A 20,357-nucleotide genomic window follows, 5' to 3' on the forward strand; every position below is an offset into this window, starting at 1 on the left:
GCCGCGCTTGTAATCCGGAGCCGGCGCAGATCGGACCGTAGTTGCCACACTAAAAAATGAGGTGTTCCCATGATCAGCATGTTCCGTCCGGCGGCGCATCAGCCGCTATTGCCCTCCTCTGAGCAAGATAGTTTGTATCGAAGACTGCGCTGGCAGATCTTCCTCGGCATTTTCATCGGCTACGCCGGTTATTACCTTGTTCGCAAGAACTTCTCGCTGGCCATGCCCTACCTGGTGGAGCAAGGCTATTCGCGCGGCGATCTGGGCTTTGCCATGTCCGGCGTCGCCATCGCCTACGGCATTTCCAAATTCCTGATGGGCGCGGTGTCGGACCGTTCCAATCCCCGCGTCTTTCTCAGCGTCGGCTTGATCCTGTCCGCCGCGGTCTTCCTGCTGATGGGCTTTGTGCCTTGGGCCACCTCCAGCGTCGGCATCATGTTCGTGTTGCTGTTCCTCAACGGCTGGTTCCAGGGCATGGGCTGGCCGGCCAGCGGCCGCACCATGGTGCACTGGTGGTCGCAGAAGGAGCGCGGCGGCATCGTGTCGATCTGGAACTGCGCCCATAACGTGGGCGGCGGCCTGATCGGCCCCTTGTTCATCCTGGGCATGGGCTGGTTCAACGACTGGCGCGCGGCTTTCTACGTGCCGGCCGCCGCCGCCATCGGCGTGGCTATCTTTGCCTTCCTGACCATGCGCGACACCCCGCAGTCTTGCGGCCTGCCGCCGGTAGAGGCCTATAAAAACGACTACCCGGAAGACTACAACGCCAGCCATGAGCAGGAACTGAGCGCTCGCGACATCTTCAAGAAATACATCCTGCCCAACAAGCTGTTGTGGTACATCGCCTTCGCCAACGTCTTCATCTACCTGCTGCGCTACGGCGTGCTGGATTGGGCCCCCACCTATCTGAAAGAGGTCAAGCACTTCTCGGTGGATAAATCGTCGTGGGCTTACTTCCTGTACGAGTGGGCCGGCATTCCCGGCACCCTGTTGTGCGGCTGGATGTCCGACAAGCTGTTCAAGGGCAATCGCGGCGCCACCGGCATGCTGTTCATGGCCCTGGTGACCGTGGCCACCGTGGTGTACTGGCTGAACCCGGCCGGCAACCCCACCGTGGACATGCTGGCGCTGATCGCCATCGGCTTCCTGATCTACGGCCCGGTGATGCTGGTGGGGCTGCATGCGCTGGAACTGGCGCCGAAGAAAGCCGCCGGCACCGCCGCCGGCTTCACCGGCCTGTTCGGCTACCTGGGCGGCTCGGTGGCCGCCAACGCGGTGGTGGGCTATACCGTCGATCATTTCGGTTGGGACGGCGGCTTCATGCTGATGGTGGGTTCTTGCATCGTCGCCATCGTGCTGTTGGCGCTGACCACCTGGCACGGGCGGGGGCAGGACGCCGCCTTGAACCGGGCATAGATCCCGCAGGGCCCGGCGCTGCCGGGCGCTTTACGAGGCGGCGACTCTGGTTGCCGCCTATTTTTTTGCGTATTTCCGCGTTTAGACGGAAAAATAGACAAAATCGCGTTCTAATCACATTAAAACGAAAGCAAAATGTTGTATTTTTGTTCGTTTATAATTATTCTGGGTAGGATAGCATCGCTGGGGCGCTGACGCGCGCCCGCGAGGGAATAACGGCGCTAAGAGCCTGTTCAAAGTCTTGTTGGAAAGAGCGGGACAAGGCGAAAACCCCAGAGAAAGCGGAATGTACATACGGTACATGAGCATTTCGAAGGGGTACTCACCGTGTAACGCCCCACGACGCGCAGCAGACTTTGAACAGGTTCTAAGCAGGCCCTTCGGAAGAAAGAGGTAGGGAAAATGGCAGTGGAGATTTACGACCTGATGGTGATCGGCGGCGGCATCAACGGTGCCGGCATCGCGCGCGACGCGGCCGGACGCGGCCTATCGGTGATGCTGTGCGAAAAGGACGATCTGGCCGCGCACACCTCCTCCGCCAGCACCAAGCTGATTCACGGCGGCCTGCGCTATCTCGAATACTATGAATTCGGCCTGGTGCGCAAAGCGCTGCAAGAGCGCGAAGTGCTGCTCAAGGCCGCGCCGCACATCATCTGGCCGCTGCGCTTCGTGATGCCGCACGACAAGAACCAGCGCCCGGAATGGATGATACGCTGCGGCCTGTTTCTCTACGATCACCTAGCGCGCCGCGAAGTGCTGCCCGGCTCCGAAACCGTCAGCTTCGCCAGCCACCCGGCCGGCCGGCCGATCAAGCCGGCGTTCAAGCGCGGTTTCGTCTACTCCGACGGCTGGGTGCAGGATGCGCGGCTGGTGGTGCTCAACGCCAAGGACGCCGCCGAACGCGGCGCGCGCGTGTTGACGCGCACCGCCTGCATCGGCGCCCGCCGCGACGGCGAACACTGGCTGTGCGAGCTGCAGGCCGAAGACGGCAGCCGCAGCCAGGTGCGTGCCCGCGCACTGGTCAACGCCGCCGGTCCGTGGGTGGAAAGCCTGATCAAGGACACGCTGGCGCTGCCGTCCAGCAAGTCCATCCGTCTGGTCAAGGGCAGTCACATCGTGGTCAAGAAATTGTTCGACCACCCCTATGCCTATATCTTCCAGAATCCGGACAAGCGCATCATCTTCGCGATTCCCTACGAGCAGGATTTCACCCTGATCGGCACCACCGACGTGGAATACCGCGGCGACCCGGCCAAGGTGGCGATAGACGATCAGGAAGTGGCCTATCTGTGTCAGATGAGCAACCGTTACTTCCAGACCCAAATCAGCCCGGCCGACGTGTTGTCCACCTACTCAGGCGTGCGCCCGCTGCTGGACGACGAGGCCAGCAACGCCGCCAGCGTCACCCGCGATTACTCGCTGGAAATGGACCTGAACGGCACGCCGCTGTTGTCGGTGTTCGGCGGCAAGATCACCACCTTCCGCAAACTGGCGGAAGAAGCGGTGGACAAACTGGCGCCGCTGCTGGGCAACAGCAAGGCCACCTGGACCGCCGACGCGCCGCTGCCGGGCGGCGACATGCCGGGCGCGGACTTCGAGCGTTTTCTGCTAAGCCTGCGTCAGCAGTACCCGTGGCTGCCGGAAGCGCTGGCGCGGCGTTGGGCGCGCGCCTACGGCACTCGCGTGGCCAGGCTGATCGGCGAGGCCGCCGGCCTGGAGCAACTGGGCGCGGAGCTGCTGCCCGGTTTGTACGAAGCCGAGCTGCGCTACCTGGCGGACGAAGAATGGGCGACGCGCAGCGAGGACATCCTGTGGCGCCGTTCCAAGCTCAAGCTGCACCTGCCGGCGCACGCCGCCGAGGTGATCGACGCCTGGTTGCAGGGCCAGAGCGCCACGCGGGAACAACGGCTGACCGCCTGAGCGACAATGAAGCCGAAGCGGCATTCGCCGTGTAAGGTTCCGCGACGTGAACAGGTTCTGAAGTAGAAGCCCGGCGATGCCGGGCTTTGTCGTTTCTGCGTCTTGCGCCGGGCAAGACGGTGTCAGGACGGCTCGTATCTCCAAGCGCAAATGTATAGACAATAATCCCGCTGTCCGTGTAGGCTTTTCCGCCCAGTCCCTTTGTTTGGCTTTCAACAAGCGGAAGGGCTCCCACAAAAGCTCCGCTCGCTGTGCAAGCAAGTTCGGCCAAAAGTCGAACCATAAAAAAAACCTCATTGCACCCGGTCTGTTCAGCGTCTGATGGAATACGGCGATAGCCAGTCCAGTTGGCGACTGAATTCCGGAATCATCCGATTCAGCCTCCCGGAGAAGCACATGCTTACTTTTGCTGGCCTTGCCATCATCGTCATGGTGGTGTCCCTGTTGATCCTGCGCAAGCTTGCGCCTGTTGTCTGTCTCACCTTGATTCCCTTTATCGGCGCGCTGCTGGCCGGTTTCGGATTCGCCGATATCGGCAAGTTCTATAGCGCTGGCCTGAACTCCGTCATCCAAGTGGCGACCATGTTCATCTTTGCCATTACCTTCTTTGGCGTGATGCAGGACACAGGAGTGTTTCGTCCCATCGTCAACGGCATGGTGGGGATTTCCAGAGGCAATGTCGTTACCGTGGCGGTGTGCACGGCGGTGGTGGGCATGCTGGCGCATCTGGACGGCGTGGGCGCCACCACCTTTTTGCTGACGGTGCCCACGCTGCTGCCCCTGTACCGGCGCTTGGGCATGAATCCCTATTTGATGATGCTGCTGTTGGCGTTGGGCGCGGGCATCCTCAACATGATGCCGTGGGCCGGCCCGCTGGGACGCGCGGCGGCGGTGACCGATCTGGATCCGGCCGCGCTATGGCAGCCTTTGATTCCCTTGCAGTTGATCGGCGCGGGTTTGCTGGTGGTGCTTGCGGCGGTGCTGGGCGTATTCGAGGCCAGACGGTTGCGCAAGCAAGGCCCCTTGCAGGCGACGGACGATGCGGAGCCGCTGGAAGATCTCAATGACAAGCAGCCGCTGCCCAAACTGTTTTTCGTCAATATGGCTCTGTTTTTGGGGGTGATAGGCACTCTGATTTCCGGCATTCTGCCGTCCGGTTATATCTTCATGATTGGCCTGGGAATCGCCTTGGTCATTAATTATCCGGACGTGGATGAACAGTTGGAGCGCATTCGCGCGCATGCTCCAAACGCCCTGCTGATGGGAGCCATCATCCTGGCCGCCGGCTCATTTCTGGGCGTTCTCAACGGCAGCGGCATGCTCAAGGCGATCGCGGCGGATCTGGTGCGGGTTTTGCCAAGCGAGGCGACGCCCTACCTGCACTTGATCCTGGGCGTGTTTGGTCTACCGCTGGATCTGGTGTTGAGCACGGACGCTTATTACTTTGCTTTGCTGCCGGTGATCCTGGAAATTGTGTCCGCTTATGGAGTGGAAACCACATCGGCCATTTACGCGCTGCAAATCGGCAATGTGATTGGCACTTTCGTCAGTCCCTTTTCCCCTGCGTTGTGGCTGGGACTGGGTTTGGCCGGCTTGGACATGGGGAGGCACATTCGCTATTCCCTGCTTCCGATGTGGGCCTTCTCGCTGGTTTTGCTTGGGGTGGCCGTTGGGCTTGGGCTGATCAAGATAGGCTGATCCTCAGAGCCTGTTCACAGTCTCGCGAGCAAGGCCGTATCGCCGACGCGCAGCAGGTCGTAAACACGTTCTAAGGACGGCGCGCGGCGGCCGCTTTATCCGGCGGCTCAGCCGCCGGTTTTGTCTCGCGCGGGCCTTGGTCCGCAAAAGCTGTTACCTTATCCGCTCCACGCCTGAAGGCAAGGCACGCTGCAAAAGCCTGTTTACGCCCTTGAGCTTGCGTCAAGACCTGGAACAGGCGCTATGACAATGGGAGGCCTTATGTCCGTAAAACGTCCATTTCGTCGCCATGACGCCGCCGGCCAGGCGGAGTCGGTCCAAGAACCTTCCTTCGCCGTCTGCCTGCCGCCGCGCTTGCGTCTGTACTGTATGGCGGTGCCGGCCAACGCGAGCGATCAAGAGGCTTACCGGATGGGCCGCGAGTTTGCCGGCCATTACATTGCACACGTGGCGCACCATCCCTGCGCTGGGGAGGATTCCCTGCTGGCGCGCATGGCGGAGCATGCCGATTTCACCGCGGAAGGTCTGGAGGGCGAGTATTGGGCCGGTTTCTTCTCCCTGCTGGAAGAAGCGGTGCTTAGCGCCGCCGAGTGCCTGGACGCGGATGACAAGGCGGGCGGCTCCATTCATTGAGCCCGCGTCGATACCGGTGCGAACTGGCCCCATTTACGGGGCCTAGCGCATTGCCGTGTGGCGATTCAGTCGCGCTAATACCCCAGCAAAAAAACGCGTTTCCCCTTAGTCCGCGGGGGGCCTATGCTGACACGGATTCAACCGTGGAAAACCCGACGATGCAGATTGCCCTGAGCCCCGCCTTATTGTCCCGCCTGCCGCAGATCCAGGTAAGTGGTTTGATCGCGCTGGATATCAACGCCGCCGCTTTGCCCGCGCGGCTGCCGACCTTGCCGGAGCCGGAACGCGATCTGGACGAGTTGTTGCAAGCCTGGAAGCAGATGTACAAGGACTTGCCCGGCGACAAGAAAGCGCGCTGTTCGCTGGAATACCTGGTCAAGGCGGCGCAGAAGGACAAGCTGCGCAGCATCCTGCCGCTGGTGGACTTGTACAACCAGGCGTCCTTGCTGAGCCTGAGTCCGTTTGGCGGCGAGGACATCGTCAAGCTGGGCGGCGTATTGCAATTGGACCTGGCCGTCGGCGACGAGCCTTTTCTGCCGCTGGGAAGGGATCAAGCGGAGACGCCGCAGCCGGGCGAGGCGGTATGGCTGAACGGCGAACGACAGGTGGTGTGCCGTTGCCTGAACTGGCTGGAGTCGGACTTGTTCAAATTGGACGCCGGCAGCCGCGACGTGGTCTTCGTCAGCGAGCGGCCGGACGGCGGTTTTCCTTCCGGCGCGGCGGGCATGGACTGGCTGGCCGAGCAGCTGCGGCCGCATGCCGGGCAGCTGGTTCGTTTCGAGCTGGACGCGGCGCGGACTAGTTTTGAGCTGGCTGCTGTGGATAAAGTGGCGTAAGCATGCTGGCTTGTGGATAAGCCGCGCTAGCCGCTTGTCGATACGGACGTCATTTAGCGGATGTGTGGCGCGACGGCGAGCTGTGGATAAAAAGGCTGGATAGCTTTTTCTGTGGATAAATGAAAAAGGACGCGATGGCGTCCTTTTTTGCGTCCTGTCTTGCCGCCGCTCACACTGTCTCGGCCTGGGCCTGCGCTTGAATCGCCAGCCGGGGCAAGGTTTGCTCACGGGCGTCGAACAGATGACAGTGTTCGGCGTCCAGCGTCAGGCGGCAGCCGCTGCCGGCCTGTGGCGCCCTGTCCTGGCCGCCTAGTTTGACGGCGATGGGTTCGGCCACGCCGTCGGCCTGGGCGTAGACGATTTGCACATCGCCCAGATGTTCGACCAACTGCACCGTCGCCGGCACACCGACGTCGGCAAAGCGCAGGTGTTCGGCGCGCACACCCAGGGTGACGGCGTCGCCGGCGCGGCCTTGGAACGGCAGACTCAGCCGGTTGCCGCCGGGCAGTTCCAGCGTCAGGCCGGCCGGAGTGTCCGCAACAATGGCCGCCGGCAGGAAATTCATCTTGGGCGAGCCGATAAAGCCGGCGACGAAGCGGTTGGCCGGGCATTGGTACAGCTCCAGCGGCGTGCCCACCTGCTCGATGCGGCCGGCGTTGAACACGGCGATGCGGTCGCCCATGGTCATCGCTTCCACCTGGTCGTGGGTGACGTAGATCATGGTGCTGCCCAATTCCTTGTGCAGCCGCGCCAATTCGATGCGCATCTGCACCCTGAGCGCGGCGTCCAGATTGGACAGCGGTTCGTCGAATAAAAACACTTCCGGCTTGCGCACGATGGCGCGGCCAATGGCCACGCGCTGGCGCTGGCCGCCGGACAGGGCCTTGGGTTTGCGGTCCAGCAGATGTTCTATCTGCAGCGTGAGCGCGGCGCGGTGCACGGCGGCGGCGATGTCCTGTTTGCTCTTGCCGGCCAGTTTGAGGCCGAAAGCCATATTTTCCCGCACCGTCATGTGCGGGTAGAGCGCGTAGCTCTGGAACACCATGGCCACGCCGCGTTTGGACGGCTGAATGTCGTTGGCGAGCTGGCCGCCTATCCACAGTTCGCCGGCGCTGATGTCTTCCAGGCCGGCGATCATGCGCATCATCGTGGATTTGCCGCAGCCGGAGGGGCCGACGAAGACCATGAATTCGCCGTCGCGGACGGCGAGGTCCACGCCGTGAATGACGGCGTTGCCGTCGTCGTAGACTTTGTGGATATTGCTGAGCTTGAGGTGGGCCATATCGAATCCTTTTATTGCAAGCGCGCCGGCAGCACGCCCGCGGCTTCTATCTCACCGGCCAGCCATTGGGCGACGGCGTCCAGCGCCGCGTCGGCGAAGCCGTAGCTGATCAGCGCCGGCGCCTCGAGATCGGCGGCGGCGTAGGGGTTCCACAAGGCCAGGTGCAGGTCCGGCCGCCATTCGGCGCGCTCGCGCGCGCCATAGCGTTCGCGGGTGGTGGAGGCGACCACGGTGTAGCGGCCGTCCTGAGGCAGACGGCGCCAGTCCAGTTCCTCGCGGCTTTGGTAGCGGATCACTTCCAGGCTAAAGCGGCGCGACAGCCGGGCGATCAGCGCGTCGGCGGACAGGCCGGCCTCGGACACGCCGTCGGACGGCGCCTGGTCCTGCACCACCAGGCGCAGCGTGGCGCCCACCGGCGGCCGTTGCGGCTGGCCGTGGGCGGTCAGCGCGCGGCGCCAGGCTTCGGCGAACAATTCGGCGTCGGCGGCGCGCTGCGCCGGTTCGTAATCGCGCTGACGGCTGGGGTAGCGCCGGATCAGCGCGTCCACGCGCGTGGCGGCTTCTTGCAGCCGCGCCTCGCTCAGCCGGCCGGCGGCGACGGCGTCGATCAGCGCCTGCTTGCTCTCTTCCATTTCGTCCTGGAATTGCAGTACCAGGCTGAGGTCGGCGCCGGCGGCCAGCGCCTGGGCGCTGCCTTGGGGCTGGCCCCAGCGTTCGCGGATGGCTTTCATATTCATGCCGTCGGTGATCATCACGCCCTGATAGCCCAACTGCTCGCGCAGCAGTTGCCGCAGGATGGCCGGCGACAGCGTGGCCGGCCAGTCCGCGTCCAGCGTCGGGAAGCGTATGTGGGCGCTCATCATGCCGGGGGCGAGGTCGGCCAGCGCGGCGAACGGCGACAGCTCGTAATCGCGCAGTTCGGCCTTGGGCTTGTCCACCACCGGCAGATCCAGATGGGAGTCGGTGTGGGTGTCTCCGTGGCCGGGGAAGTGCTTGACGCAGCAGGCCACGCCTTCGGATAGATGGCCGCTGATCCAGGCCCGCGCCAGTCTCGCCGCCTTGAGCGGGTTTTCGCCGAAGGAGCGTTCCGAGATCACCGGATTGTCCGGGTTGTTGTTGAGGTCCAGCACCGGGGCGAAGTTCCAGTTCACGCCCAGGCTGGCCAGCCCGCGCGCTACCGCGGCGCCCACTTTCGCGGCGAGTTCCGCGTCGTCCACCGCGCCCAGGGCCATCGCCGACGGCGCCGCCGGCAGAAACAGGGTGCGCATCACCGCGCCGCCTTCCTGGTCCATGCCGATCAGGATGTCCTCGCCCAGCGCGCATTGCAGATCGGCTATCAGCCGGCGGATGCTGGCCTCGTCCGGCACATTTCGGCGGAACAGGCAGATGGCGCGCGCGCCCAGTTGTTGCAGGAAGGCGGCTTCGTCTTCGCCCAGACGCGGGCCGGCCACATCCACCATCAGCGCCTGGCCGGCCAGTTGTTGCAGGGTATCGCTCATTTGACGGCTCCATCGAATCCGCGCAGGAAGTAGCGCTGGGTGAACAGGAAGACCAGCAGGATGGGCAGCACGGTCAGCACCGCGCCGGCGGCCACCACCCGGGTTTTGAAACTGAAGGCGCCGGACAGGTAGAGCACGCCCACCGACAGCGGGAATTTGTCCGGACTGGACATCACGATGGACGGCCAGATGTATTGGTTCCACGCCGACACCATGGTGAGTATGGTCAGCGCCGCCAGCGCCGGACGAGATAGCGGCAACATGATTTTCCAGAAGATCTGCCAGTCGCCGGCGCCGTCGACGCGGGCGGCGTCTATCAAGTCCTGCGGCACGGCCTCAAAGGCCTGTTTCATCAGGAATATGCCCACCGCGCCGGCCAGCGTGGGCAGCACCACGCCGCTGTAACTGTCGGTGAGCTGCAGTTTGGACACGGTGATGAAGTTGACCAGGAAGTTGACTTCGCTGGGCAGGATCATGGTGGCGAGAATGGCGCCGAACACCAGCTTGCGGCCAGGAAAGCGCATCCGCGCCAGCGGGTAGGCGGCCAGCGCGCTGACCAGCAGGGTGCCGGCCACGGTGGCCAGCGCGATGACGACGGAGTTCTTGTAGAAGGCCAGCAGGTCGATGCTGGACACCGCCTCCTTGAAGTTGTCCAGGCCGGGGGCGCTGGGCAATAAGGGCGGCGGAAAGGCGAACACGTCGCCCTCGGTGGAGAGCGCGGTGACCAGCGTCCACCAGAACGGGTAGACGGTGACGACGGAGATCAGGCTCAGCACCAGATAATGCAGGCCGCGGCCGGCCAGCTTGCTTAGCCGGGCGCTGTGGCTGCGGGCGGCGGGCGCGGCGAGGGTGGCGGTGTTTTGCATGGCGTTTCCTTATGGTTCGCGCGGCTGCAGATAGCGGAAGTTCAACCAGGCCAGCGCCACGCAGAACACCGACATCACCAGGCTGGCGGCCAGCGCGCGGCCGAAGTTCAGCGACTTGATGCCGAACTCGTAGGCGTAGAACAGCGCGGTGTAGGTGGATTGCATCGGCCCGCCCTTGGTCATGATCTGCACCTCCTCGAAGGCCTTGACCGCGGCCAGCACCGACATCATCGAGCACAGCAGGATGGTGGGGGCCAGCAGCGGCACGGTGATGCGCCAGAAACGCTGCCAGGCGTTGGCGCCGTCCAGCTGCGCCGCTTCGTAGATGTCGGCCGGCACCGCCTGCAGGCCGGCCAGATAGAGCACCATATACCAGCCCAGGCCGCGCCAAACGGTGATGAACATCACCGCGAACAGCGCAATCCGGTCGTCGTTGAGCCAGCCCACCGGTTCGTTGACCACCCGCAGCCAGTGCAGCGCGGCGTTAAGCACGCCGTCTTCGGTGTACATGAAGTTCCAGATGATGCCGATCACCGATACGGAAGTGACCACCGGCAGGTAGTAGGCGGCGCGGAACCACTTGATGGCGGGAAGCTGGTTGTTGACCAGCACCGCCAGCAGCATGGCGACGATCTGGATCACCGGCACCACCAACAGGTAGATGGCGGAGTTCTTCAGCGAGGCCAGGAACAAGTCGTCTGCGAACAGCTCGCGGAAATTGTCCAGGCCCACCCAGCGAGGGCTGTCGATCAGGTTGTACTGGGTGAAGGCGATGAAGCTGCCGAAGCCCACCGGCCAGAAGGAGAACGCCAGCATCAGCAACAGCGCCGGGGCCAGGAACAGATAGGCTTGCAGCGTGGTCTTGGTGCGCATGGGCAGAACCTTGTGACGTAGCGGCAGGCCGACGCCGGAATGCGGCGACGGCCTGCGGGTTGCGGGAGGCGGCGTCTGAGACTCCGCCGCGGTCAAGCGCGTTTTACAGTTTGCCGCTCCAGAACGCCGCCGCCTCGTCCAGCGCGGCCTTGGGGTCCTGGCGGCCGGTGACGGCTTTTTCCACCGCGGCGGCCAGGCGGGCGGAGAGCACATCCGGGTCCTTGACGCCGGCCAGATAGATGGTGCGGGTCTTGTCCAGGCTGGCGGCGGCCACGCCGACGGCTTTTTCCGCCGCGCCGGCGTTATTGGCCACTTTCTGGAAGTACGGGTCTTGCGCCGCCTTGCGCGCGGTGGGCAGGGTGCCGGCCAGCTTGGCGAAGGCAAGCTGGTTGTCGGCGTTGGTCAGGTAGTTGCCGAACTTGCCGATTTCCGGCAGCAGCGCCTTGTTGACGTTGCGCGCCACGCCAAAGTTGAACATCCAGCCGCCGGCGGCGATGCCGGTGGGGCCGATAGGCGCCGGAGCCACTTGGGTGGCTTGGTAAAGTTTGGGTGCTTCGTCGCGCACTCGGGTCAGCGAGGCCGGGGTGGTGACCAGCATGGCCATGCGGCCGCTGTTGTAGGCGGCGATGGAGACCTGGAAGTTGTCCTGGGCGAACAGATTGTCCTTCAGCAGCGCGCCGGACTTGTAGGCGTCGCCCAGTTTTTTCAGCATGGCCACGTGGGCCGGGCTGTTGAACACCGGTTTGCCGTCCTTGAGCAAGGGCAGGCCGTTCTGGATCAGAAAGCCTTCGATCTTGGTGGGGCCCAGCGCCGGGGCGAAGCCGGCGACGCCGGTTTTGGCCTTGATGGTTTTGGCGTAAGCCAGCTGCTCGTCCAGCGATTTGGGCGGCTTGGCCGGATTGAGGCCGGCTTTCTTGAACAGCTCGGCGTTGTAGGCGATGACGTTGGCGCCGTTGTAGTGAGGGAAGGCGTAAACCTTGCCGTCGAAAGTGACGTCCTTGATTGCGCCGTCCACGTACTGACCCTTGTTGATCACGCTGTCCAGCGGCTGTAGCAGGCCGCTTTGTTTGTAGTCGTAAGCCCACGGCACGTTCAGGTTGACCAGAGCCGGCGGCTTGCCGGCGCCCACGGCGGCGGTGAACTTGGACTGGATCACGTCCCAGGGGTAATCGGTCCATTTAACTTCGACATTGGGGTTCTGGGCGTTGTATTTGCCGACCAGATCCTTGAAGTAGCCGTCGAATTTCGGCGACAGGCTCATGGTCCACACTTCCAGCACGGGTTTGTCGGCGGCCAGAGCCGGCAGGGCGACGGCGCAGCCGGCGGCGAGCAGGGCGGCGCGAGCGAAGGCGTTGAGTTTCATGATGGTTTCTCCATGGAGGCCGGCGCTGGCGGGCGGCCAGTCTGACGGCGGGCTTGCTATGTTGTTATGCCATTTGATTGGTATTTTGCCGCATTGTGGCATTGAAGTGGTGTCAATGAAAGCGAGACCAGTTCAATGCCAGTGAGCCGGCGGCCGGACGGACGAGAGGACGCCCGGCCGGCCGCGCGGATCAGAAGGTCTTGCTGTAGGAGGCGATGACTTTCACGTCGTTGCGGTCGGATTTGCCGTAGAAGCCGTCGGTGCGCAGCCAGGCCGGATAGACGCCGATGCTGGCGCCCTTGAACATGCCGCTTTGCACGCTGTAGCCGATGCTGAAGTCCACTTCATGGGCCTTGGTGTCGGCCTTGCCCGGGTTTTTCATCCCGGTGGCGTAGTTGCCGGACAGGCCCACGGTCAGGCCGGGCACGCCCACCTTGGCCAGATCGTAATTAACGCCCAGCTTGTAGACGGTGGTGCCGTCCCAGACGAAGTCGTCCAGCTGGCCCCAGGTTTGGATGAAGTTGCGGTTGTCGCTGTTGCCCCACGGCGTCATGCGGAAGTTCAGTTCGCCGGAGTCCGGCGCCTTGGTGTAGCCCAGGCCGCCCATCAGTGTCCAGCCGCCGGTGGCGTAGCTGACGCTGCCGCTGGCGTGGTATTCGTTCTTGGGGTTCTGAATGCCGGAGAGCTGGGTCTGGTACTTGCCGGTGAAGTAGTAGCCGGTGGCGGTCAGCTTGTCGTCGCCGTTGAGCTGCCAGGAGTAGGAGCCGGCGATCTGGGCGTTGCGGCGGTAGTCCTTGCCTTCGCCTACGCCGACGTCGACGAAGCCGTTTTTAGGCGCGTAGCGGAAGCCCAGGCTGTTGACGTAATCGACGCGTTTGGCGGCGCTGCCGTTGCTGCGGCCCTGTTCCCAGGAGTTGGTCATGTCGCGGAAGCGGGTGTCCCACTCATTGCGGAACTGGTCGGCCCAGCCGTAGCCCACTTCGAAGTCGCCGAATTTGTATTTCATTTCCACGCCGCGGTAGGCGTGGGATTGCAGGCCGCCGGAGGTGCCCAGGGTGCCGATGCCTATGGGGGTGTAACCGGCGCGGGCGGAGAAGCCCTGGCCGTCTTCGTGCTGGCGGAATTTCAGCGCCGCCTGGCTCAGCACCGCGGCGCTCTTGTCCACGCCGCCGGGTTGGGAGCTGTCGTTGATGTCGTGGTTCAGCACTTCCGACCAGCCTTTGCCGCTGTCCAGGCGGATGGCGGCGTGGGCGGCGGCGTCGAAGCCCAGCTTGTTCCAGGCGTAGCCGGAACGGAAATTCAGGCCCAGGTTGAGCGCGTTGACGGTGATGTCGTCGCGGTTCTTGCTGTTGGGCGGAGCGGGCCAGTCCGCTTGGCGGTTACGGCCGTAATAGATGGCGCTGACGGTGGTTTCGGACTTGGTGATCAAGTCATAGACGTCCACCGGTTCAAAAGTGGCCGGCGCGCCCTGGGTGGGCGAGGTGTCGTTGGCCGGAATCGAGTCTTCCGCCGCCATGACGACACAGGGCAGGGCGGTCAACAGTAGTAGGGCAAGCTTGGTCGGCTTAGGCATTTCAGTCACTCCAATCACGTGGCGACACCTCTGTTGGATGTCCTGCGCTAAAACTATCTGGTCTTTTACTGGTTCTCAATTGGTATCTCATTGGTATTGCAAAATAATTCGTCATATTGTTGCAATGTTGCCATGCACATGGGTTTGCTGGAAATGGCCGCTCATTGGCGTCAGATAGCCGCCAAATGCAAATGAAAGGCATCTACTTTTTGTTTTTCCGAACGGAATTTGGAGTGTTAACGAAGGATTGGCCGGGATGACTACGCGTTTTCAACCGCGGCAGCGGCAACACGCGCAGTATTTTTCGCTTATCGACATTGCTGCTATGCAACATGGTGTTGCAGCGAAGGTAAGCGCCGGCTGACCCATAGGCCATGGGGCATTGCCAGACTAAAAAAAAGCCTGGCAAGCGCCAGGCCAAGTGCGGAGAGGGGGTAAACGGGTTTCAGCTGGCGGCCGCCAACGAACGGCCGGTTTGCAGCGGCGTTTCTTCGTTCTGGCTTTGGCCGGCCTGCGGCAGGGTGAAGTAATTGATGCTGGATTGCAGCTCATGCGACATCTGTTCCATCTGACTGGCGGAGTCCGCTGTCTGGCTGGCGGCGGCGCTGGTTTCCTCGGACATTTGCGCCACTTTCTCCACATTGGCGGCGATGCCGGTGCCGGCGGCCTGCTGCTCGTGCAGCGATACCGAGATCGCGCTCAACGATTGTTTGACTCTGGCCACCTTGTCGTTGATGCCGGTGATGGCCGAGCGGGCATCGTTGGCTTGCTGCAAGCCCACTTCCATATGGTCCACGGTGTGGTGGATGTTCTGCACCACATGGGCGCTGCTATCCAGCATCTCGCGGATGCTGGTGCTGATTTCGGCGGTGGATTGGGCGGTGCGCTCGGACAGCTTGCGCACTTCGTCCGCCACCACGGCGAAGCCGCGCCCCTGTTCGCCGGCGCGCGCCGCTTCTATCGCCGCGTTCAGCGCCAGCAGATTGGTCTGGTCGGCCACGTCGCGTATCACCTGGATCACATTGGAGATCTGCTGCGAGCGGCTGCTCATCAGGTCGGCTTGCACTTGCGAGGTGCGCGCCATTTCCGCTACCGACTCTATGGTGTGCAGAGTCTGGTCGATGATGGATTCGCCACGGGTGGCCAGTTCGCCGGTGGAGACGGATTCGGTGGCCACATCGGTGGTGTTGTCGTCCACCGAGCAGATGCTGACCGACAATTGCTCCACCGAGGCCGACATCGACGAGGCGGCCCGGGTTTGCTCCTCGGCGCTGGCGGCCACCTGTTCCGCCGCCGCCGCCAGCTCGGTGGCATTGGCGCTTAGCTGGCTGATGATCTGCTGCATGGCGCGCACCATCTGGATGAGTCCGCTCTGCATCCGCGCCATCGAGGCGACGATGCTGTGTTGGTCGCCGGCCTTGGCCTGTAGCTTCTGGCTGAGGTCGCCGTTGGCGATGCGCTCGGTCAGCGCCACCACGTCGCGCGGCTCGCCGCCCAGCTCTGCCATCAGCGAGCGGATGATGATCAGCGACAGCAAGGCGCCCAGTGCCACACCGCAGATCAAGAGCGCAATGGCGACGGCGCGGCTGGCGGCGGCGCGTTCCTGCGCTTTGGCGAACTCTTCCGCCGCCACTCGCAACTGCAAGTCGATCAGTGCGGCGATGCGGTTGGCGATGGGATCGATGGCCGGGTACATTTCCTTGTCCAGAAAGAGTTGCATCGCGGCGCGGTCCCCGGACTGGGCCAGGCTTTTGAGCCGGGCCACGCTGGCGTCGGCGTGGCGCATTGCCGCCTCGGCCTGGTCGGCCAGGGTTTTTTCCTCATCGGTCAGATAAGTGGCGCGGTAGTCGCCCCATTGTTTTTTCAGCGCCACTTGCGCGGCGTCGATGCCGCCTATAAACCCGGCCGCGTCGATGGCGCCGGCATGCAGTTTGTGCGCGCCATCAACGATGCCCACGGCATAGCTGTCGGCCACGGTTTTCAGCTGTTTCAGGCACACCACTCTGTCGTTGTAAGTGGTGGCGAAGTCGTCGAGTATGCCTTTTTGCGCATGTTGGCCAAACAGGCTGATCAAGACGGTGATGGCCAACAGGGCAGCAACGAGCGCGCTTAAGCGTTGGGCGATGGTCAGGCGGTTGAACATGACGCTCTCCGAATTGGTTTTTACACATATAAAACCGATTTTGACTATTTGGAGGTGTAGTCGCGGCATGTGACAGTGGCATGGCAAGGCCGTGGTCCCAGGGCTGAACTTAAAAGCCGCTGCTGCAAATTGCTACCTATAACTCCATGATTCCGTTATAATTCCGCCCCTTTGCGGCCGCCATCGCCCGACGCGGCCACCTATACTAAATGTCAGGAAACGCCATGAGCCTGTTGCCGCACCAGATCGAGTTGCTATCGCCCGCCAAGACCGCCGAAATCGGCCGCGAGGCCATCTTGCACGGCGCCGACGCGGTGTACATCGGCGGGCCCAGCTTCGGCGCGCGCCACAACGCCTGTAACAGCGTGGAGGATATCGCCGGCCTGACCGCGTTTGCGCACCGCTACCACGCGCGCATCTTCGCCACGCTCAACACCATCTTGCACGATGCCGAACTGGAGCCGGCGCGCAAGCTGATCTGGCAGTTGTACGACGCAGGCGTGGACGCGCTGATCATTCAGGATATGGGCATCCTGGAACTGGACCTGCCGCCCATCCAGCTGCATGCCTCCACTCAGTGCGACATCCGCACGCCGGAAAAAGCGCGTTTCCTGTCCGATGCCGGTTTCTCCCAAGTGGTGCTGGCGCGCGAGCTGACGATTCCGCAAATCCGCCAGGCGGCCGACGCGGTGGGCGACGCCGCCACCATTGAATACTTCATTCACGGCGCGTTGTGTGTGGCCTTCTCCGGCCAGTGCTATATCAGCCACGCCGACAACGGGCGCAGCGCCAACCGCGGCGACTGCTCGCAAGCCTGTAGACTGCCGTACACGCTGACCGACAAGGACGGCGGCGTGGTGGCTTTCGACAAGCATTTGCTATCGATGAAGGACAATAATCAGAGCGCCAATCTGGAGGCGCTGCTGGACGCCGGCGTGCGTTCGCTGAAGATCGAGGGCCGTTACAAAGACGTGTCCTATGTGAAGAACATCACCGCCCATTACCGGCTGCTGCTGGACGAGATCATCGAACGTAGGCCGGAGCTGGCGCGCGCCTCCAGCGGCGACAGCGAAATCTTCTTCGCGCCGGACCCGGACAAGACCTTCCACCGCGGCGGCACCGATTACTTCGCCACTGGCCGCAAGATCGACATCGGCGCTTTCGATTCGCCCAAGTTTGTCGGCGTCGGCCTGGGCGTAGTCAGCAAAGTGGGGCCGGACTGGCTGGAGATCGCCACCCGAGAAACCATGAGCAACGGCGACGGCATCAACTTCATGAAGAAGCGGGAAGTTGTGGGCGTTCAGGCCAATACCGTGCAGCAAGTGGGCAAGACCGCGGACGGCGAGTTGTTGTGGAGGGTGTTTCCCAACGACGCTTCGGTGTTGGCCGGCCTCAAGCCGGGCGTGGACATCAGCCGCAACCGCGACCACGCCTGGGAACTGGCGCTGCTGAAAAAGTCCGCCGAGCGCAAGGTGGGCGTGTGGATGACGCTGGCTGAAAACGCCGACGGCCTGGAACTGAGCATCACCGACGAGGACGGCGTCAGCGCCGTCGCCCGCAGCCCGCTGGCGCTGGAGCCGGCCAAGGACGCGGAGAAGGCGCTTGCAGGTTTGCGAGACAATCTGGCGAAGCTGGGCAACACCATGTTCGTTGCCCACGATGTAACGCTGCAACTCTCTCAGCCGTGGTTCGCGCCGGCCTCGGCGATCAACGCCTTGCGCCGAGACGCCATCGCCCGGCTGGAGGCCGCGCGCTTGCAGGCCTGGCCGCGCCAGCCGCGCAAGGCGGCGTTGGTGCCGCCGGCGCCGTATCCGGAAAAGACGCTGAGCTATCTGGCCAACGTCTACAACAATCTGGCCTGGCAGTTCTACCGCAAGCACGGGGTGGAGGTCATCGACGCCGCCTACGAGGCGCATCAGGAAGAGGGCGAGGTCAGCCTGATGATCACCAAGCACTGTCTGCGCTTCTCCTTCAACCTGTGCCCGAAGCAGGCCAAGGGGGTGAAGGGCGTGATGGGCCAGGTGCGCGCCGATCCGATGACGCTGAAGTCCGGCAACGAAACCTACACATTGAAGTTCGAATGCCGGCCTTGCGAGATGCATGTGATGGGCAAGATGAAAAAGCACATCCTGAAGGCCCCGCCGCCAAGCGAGGTGCCGTACACCGCGCCCTTGACCTTCTTCAAGCAGCGTCCGCGGTCTTGAGCGCTAGATTGCCGATCTGAGGCGGCGAGTCGATTGCGGCGGCGGCGGAGAGGTGCGTAAAATGCGCCTCTTTCTTTTTTCCTATCCGGAACAATCCTTTAATACATTATCGCCGGCCACGCCGGCATCACGGGGAATCAAACGTGGCCGACATCGAGCGCCTGGACACCTGGGTCAAATACAAGAACGGTTTGTGCGAGGACTGCATGGGCAGCTGCTGTTCCATGCCGGTGGAGGTGCGGCTGCCGGATCTGGTGCGCATGGGTGTGGTGGACGAGTTCGAGCTGGAAGAGCCGATCAAGAACATCGCCAAGCGCCTGGAAAAGCAGCGATTGATCCAGCACTTCAATTTCAAGCGCGAGCTGTTTACGTTGGCGCGGCGTGCCAACGGCGATTGCATGCACCTGGATCAGAAGACCCGTTTGTGCGGCATTTACGAACGGCGCCCCAATACTTGTCGCAACCATCCCAAGGTGGGCCCCAAGCCGGGCTTCTGCGCGTATACCCGCAATCCGCAGAAGATCGTTTTCCTTCGCCATTCCGCGGCGTGAACGCTGTTTCACGTGAAACTCTCCGTTGACTCGACTGGATCGTCATGAACCCCATTTATCCTTTATTCGCTTTCGCCATTGGCGTAGTGGTGCCGCTGCAGGCCGCCATCAACAACCAGCTCAAGGGCGTGCTGGGCAACAGCACGCTGCTGGCGGCGCTGGTGTCGTTCTCCGTGGGCAGCCTGTGTCTGGCCGGCCTGGCTGTCGCCACCGGTCAGAAATGGCAGGACCTGGCGCAGTTGGGCCGGGTGGAGTGGTGGATGCTGCTGGGCGGCGCGATGGGGGCGATGTTCGTGTTCGGCACCACCTTGCTGGCGCCGCGGCTGGGCGTGGCGGCCATGCTGTCACTGGTGATCGCCGGCCAGGTGTGCGTGTCGCTGCTGTTCGACCGTTTCGGCTGGCTGGCGATGCCGCTGCGAGAGGTGAATCTGCCTCGGCTGTTGGGGGCGGCGCTCGTGGTGGGCGGAGTGTTGTTGGTTAACTTTGGCGATAAGTGGTTTGGACGCGTTTGAGCGATAGGCGCAGGGCCGCCACGCTAAAAACGGCAGCCAGAGGCTGCCGTTTTTGCTGTCAAACGCGCGGCGTTTATTTGGGCTGAGGTTTGGACATCGGGCCCATGTGGCGGCCCATCTGGCCGTGCCATTGGTCCATCACTTTCTGCTGCTCCGGCGTTAGCTGAGCGTAGAAAGTTTTCAGCGCGTCCAGGCGTTTCTGCATCGCGTCCTGGTGCTGCTTCATCATATCCAACATGCGTTCCATGCGTTGCGGCGCAGTTTCGCCGGCCTGCGGTTTGGGCGGCATCGCTCGTTCGCCCGGCTTCATCGAGGCGACGAAGGTTTTCCAGGCGCCTTCCTGGCTGGCTTGCAGCTTCAGTTGGTCATGCAGTCCTTGCAGATGGCGGGCGGCCATGGCTTCGCGCTGGGCCGGGTCCATGTGGCGGCCTTTTTCCATCATCGGCATCGGGCTTTGCGACGGAGCGTCGCTGGCGGCCAGCGCGGAGCCGGTGACACCGGCGGCCAGCAGCGCGGCGATCAGCATGGGCTTGAACAGCTTGGTCATGATTGAAGACTCCTATGGAGGTGGATCATGCAAGCAGTATTGAGCATGGGTGTCTGGCAAGTGTTGCGGGTAGGGCGGGGCTTGTTACCGAGTGTTAACCGGGCCGGCCCGCTTAGACCCGCTAACAAAACCTGTCGATAAATCGCAGACAGATCAATGAGAAAGCCAGCTTGAGTAAGGCGTAATGCGTATCCAGCCGCCGTTCGAAGCGGATGCGCAATTTCCCGAAGCCAGCTAGCCAAGAATGGGTTCGTTCTACCACCCAGCGGTGGCGACCTAGTCTCTCGCTGCTTTCCACCCCGCGACGCGCGATTCGCACCAAGATTCCGCGTCGGTTCAGGTGTTCACGGCAACGGCGGTAGTCATAGCCTTTGTCTGCATGCAGCTTGTAAGGCTTTTGCCTGGGCCGCCCTGGCAAACCAGGAACGGCAGGAATCGCAT

General features: G+C 62.8%; 17 protein-coding genes. 8 read left to right on the top strand and 9 right to left on the bottom strand.

The genetic code is table 11. The annotated features are described in order from the left end of the window. The first annotated feature begins 69 nt into the window (after positions 1–69). The 5 genes from glpT (at position 70) to BR71_RS22940 (ending at position 6,503) form a co-directional block, all read left to right on the top strand. Positions 70–1,416: a glycerol-3-phosphate transporter gene (gene glpT, locus BR71_RS10330; protein ID WP_019100342.1), complete on the top strand. Its 1,347-nt coding sequence runs from the start codon at positions 70–72 to the stop codon at positions 1,414–1,416. Positions 1,417–1,818: 402 nt separating this feature from the next. Then, positions 1,819–3,336: a glycerol-3-phosphate dehydrogenase gene (glpD, locus tag BR71_RS10335; RefSeq protein ID WP_043636541.1), complete on the top strand. Its 1,518-nt coding sequence runs from the start codon at positions 1,819–1,821 to the stop codon at positions 3,334–3,336. 321 nt (positions 3,337–3,657) lie between these two features. Continuing rightward, positions 3,658–5,034 (top strand): CitMHS family transporter, encoded by a 1,377-nt coding sequence (locus BR71_RS10340; protein ID WP_337882500.1) that lies wholly within the window; start codon positions 3,658–3,660, stop codon positions 5,032–5,034. A 261-nt stretch (positions 5,035–5,295) separates the two neighbouring features. Beyond that, positions 5,296–5,667: a hypothetical protein gene (locus BR71_RS10345; RefSeq protein ID WP_043636545.1), complete on the top strand. Its 372-nt coding sequence runs from the start codon at positions 5,296–5,298 to the stop codon at positions 5,665–5,667. Positions 5,668–5,825: 158 nt separating this feature from the next. Beyond that, positions 5,826–6,503, top strand: coding sequence for a B3/B4 domain-containing protein (locus tag BR71_RS22940; RefSeq protein ID WP_052370482.1), 678 nt, complete (start codon positions 5,826–5,828; stop codon positions 6,501–6,503). Between the two features lie 169 nt (positions 6,504–6,672). Here BR71_RS22940 and BR71_RS10355 read toward each other — a convergent pair whose 3' ends face one another. The 7 genes from BR71_RS10355 to BR71_RS10385 form a co-directional block, all read right to left on the bottom strand. Further along, complete coding sequence (locus tag BR71_RS10355; protein WP_052370483.1) at positions 6,673–7,785, bottom strand: ABC transporter ATP-binding protein; 1,113 nt, start codon at positions 7,783–7,785, stop codon at positions 6,673–6,675. An 11-nt stretch (positions 7,786–7,796) separates the two neighbouring features. Then, on the bottom strand, positions 7,797–9,284 hold the full coding sequence (nagZ, locus tag BR71_RS10360; protein ID WP_043636549.1) for a beta-N-acetylhexosaminidase: 1,488 nt from the start codon (positions 9,282–9,284) through the stop codon (positions 7,797–7,799). After that, positions 9,281–10,150, bottom strand: a complete 870-nt coding sequence (locus tag BR71_RS10365) for a carbohydrate ABC transporter permease (protein WP_043636554.1) — start codon at positions 10,148–10,150, stop codon at positions 9,281–9,283. The genes nagZ and BR71_RS10365 overlap by 4 nt, the downstream gene beginning before the upstream one ends. Before the next feature lie 9 nt (positions 10,151–10,159). Beyond that, a complete protein-coding gene (locus BR71_RS10370; protein ID WP_043636682.1) occupies positions 10,160–11,023 on the bottom strand; it encodes a carbohydrate ABC transporter permease in 864 nt (287 codons plus the stop codon). A gap of 103 nt (positions 11,024–11,126) precedes the next feature. After that, positions 11,127–12,386 (bottom strand): ABC transporter substrate-binding protein, encoded by a 1,260-nt coding sequence (locus tag BR71_RS10375; RefSeq protein ID WP_043636557.1) that lies wholly within the window; start codon positions 12,384–12,386, stop codon positions 11,127–11,129. A gap of 190 nt (positions 12,387–12,576) precedes the next feature. Beyond that, positions 12,577–13,959, bottom strand: a complete 1,383-nt coding sequence (locus BR71_RS10380; protein WP_043636561.1) for an OprD family outer membrane porin — start codon at positions 13,957–13,959, stop codon at positions 12,577–12,579. A gap of 445 nt (positions 13,960–14,404) precedes the next feature. Further along, positions 14,405–16,102 carry a methyl-accepting chemotaxis protein gene (locus BR71_RS10385; protein WP_043636564.1) on the bottom strand — a complete coding sequence of 566 codons (1,698 nt, stop codon included), beginning with the start codon at positions 16,100–16,102 and terminating at the stop codon, positions 14,405–14,407. A 224-nt stretch (positions 16,103–16,326) separates the two neighbouring features. Between BR71_RS10385 and BR71_RS10390 the strand changes: the two genes are divergently transcribed. From BR71_RS10390 to BR71_RS10400, 3 genes are all read left to right on the top strand, one after another. Further along, positions 16,327–18,306 (top strand): peptidase U32 family protein, encoded by a 1,980-nt coding sequence (locus BR71_RS10390; RefSeq protein ID WP_043636569.1) that lies wholly within the window; start codon positions 16,327–16,329, stop codon positions 18,304–18,306. A 143-nt stretch (positions 18,307–18,449) separates the two neighbouring features. After that, on the top strand, positions 18,450–18,857 hold the full coding sequence (locus BR71_RS10395) for a YkgJ family cysteine cluster protein (RefSeq protein ID WP_043636573.1): 408 nt from the start codon (positions 18,450–18,452) through the stop codon (positions 18,855–18,857). Positions 18,858–18,901: 44 nt separating this feature from the next. Then, on the top strand, positions 18,902–19,369 hold the full coding sequence (locus BR71_RS10400) for a DMT family transporter (protein ID WP_043636578.1): 468 nt from the start codon (positions 18,902–18,904) through the stop codon (positions 19,367–19,369). A 73-nt stretch (positions 19,370–19,442) separates the two neighbouring features. Here BR71_RS10400 and BR71_RS10405 read toward each other — a convergent pair whose 3' ends face one another. Next, on the bottom strand, positions 19,443–19,916 hold the full coding sequence (locus BR71_RS10405) for a Spy/CpxP family protein refolding chaperone (RefSeq protein WP_052370484.1): 474 nt from the start codon (positions 19,914–19,916) through the stop codon (positions 19,443–19,445). A gap of 121 nt (positions 19,917–20,037) precedes the next feature. Then, on the bottom strand, positions 20,038–20,357 hold a 320-nt coding region (locus BR71_RS23520; protein WP_156038941.1), incomplete at its 5' end, for a transposase.

Origin of the sequence: Chromobacterium haemolyticum DSM 19808, assembly GCF_000711885.1 — a bacterium.
Taxonomy (GTDB): domain Bacteria; phylum Pseudomonadota; class Gammaproteobacteria; order Burkholderiales; family Chromobacteriaceae; genus Chromobacterium; species Chromobacterium haemolyticum.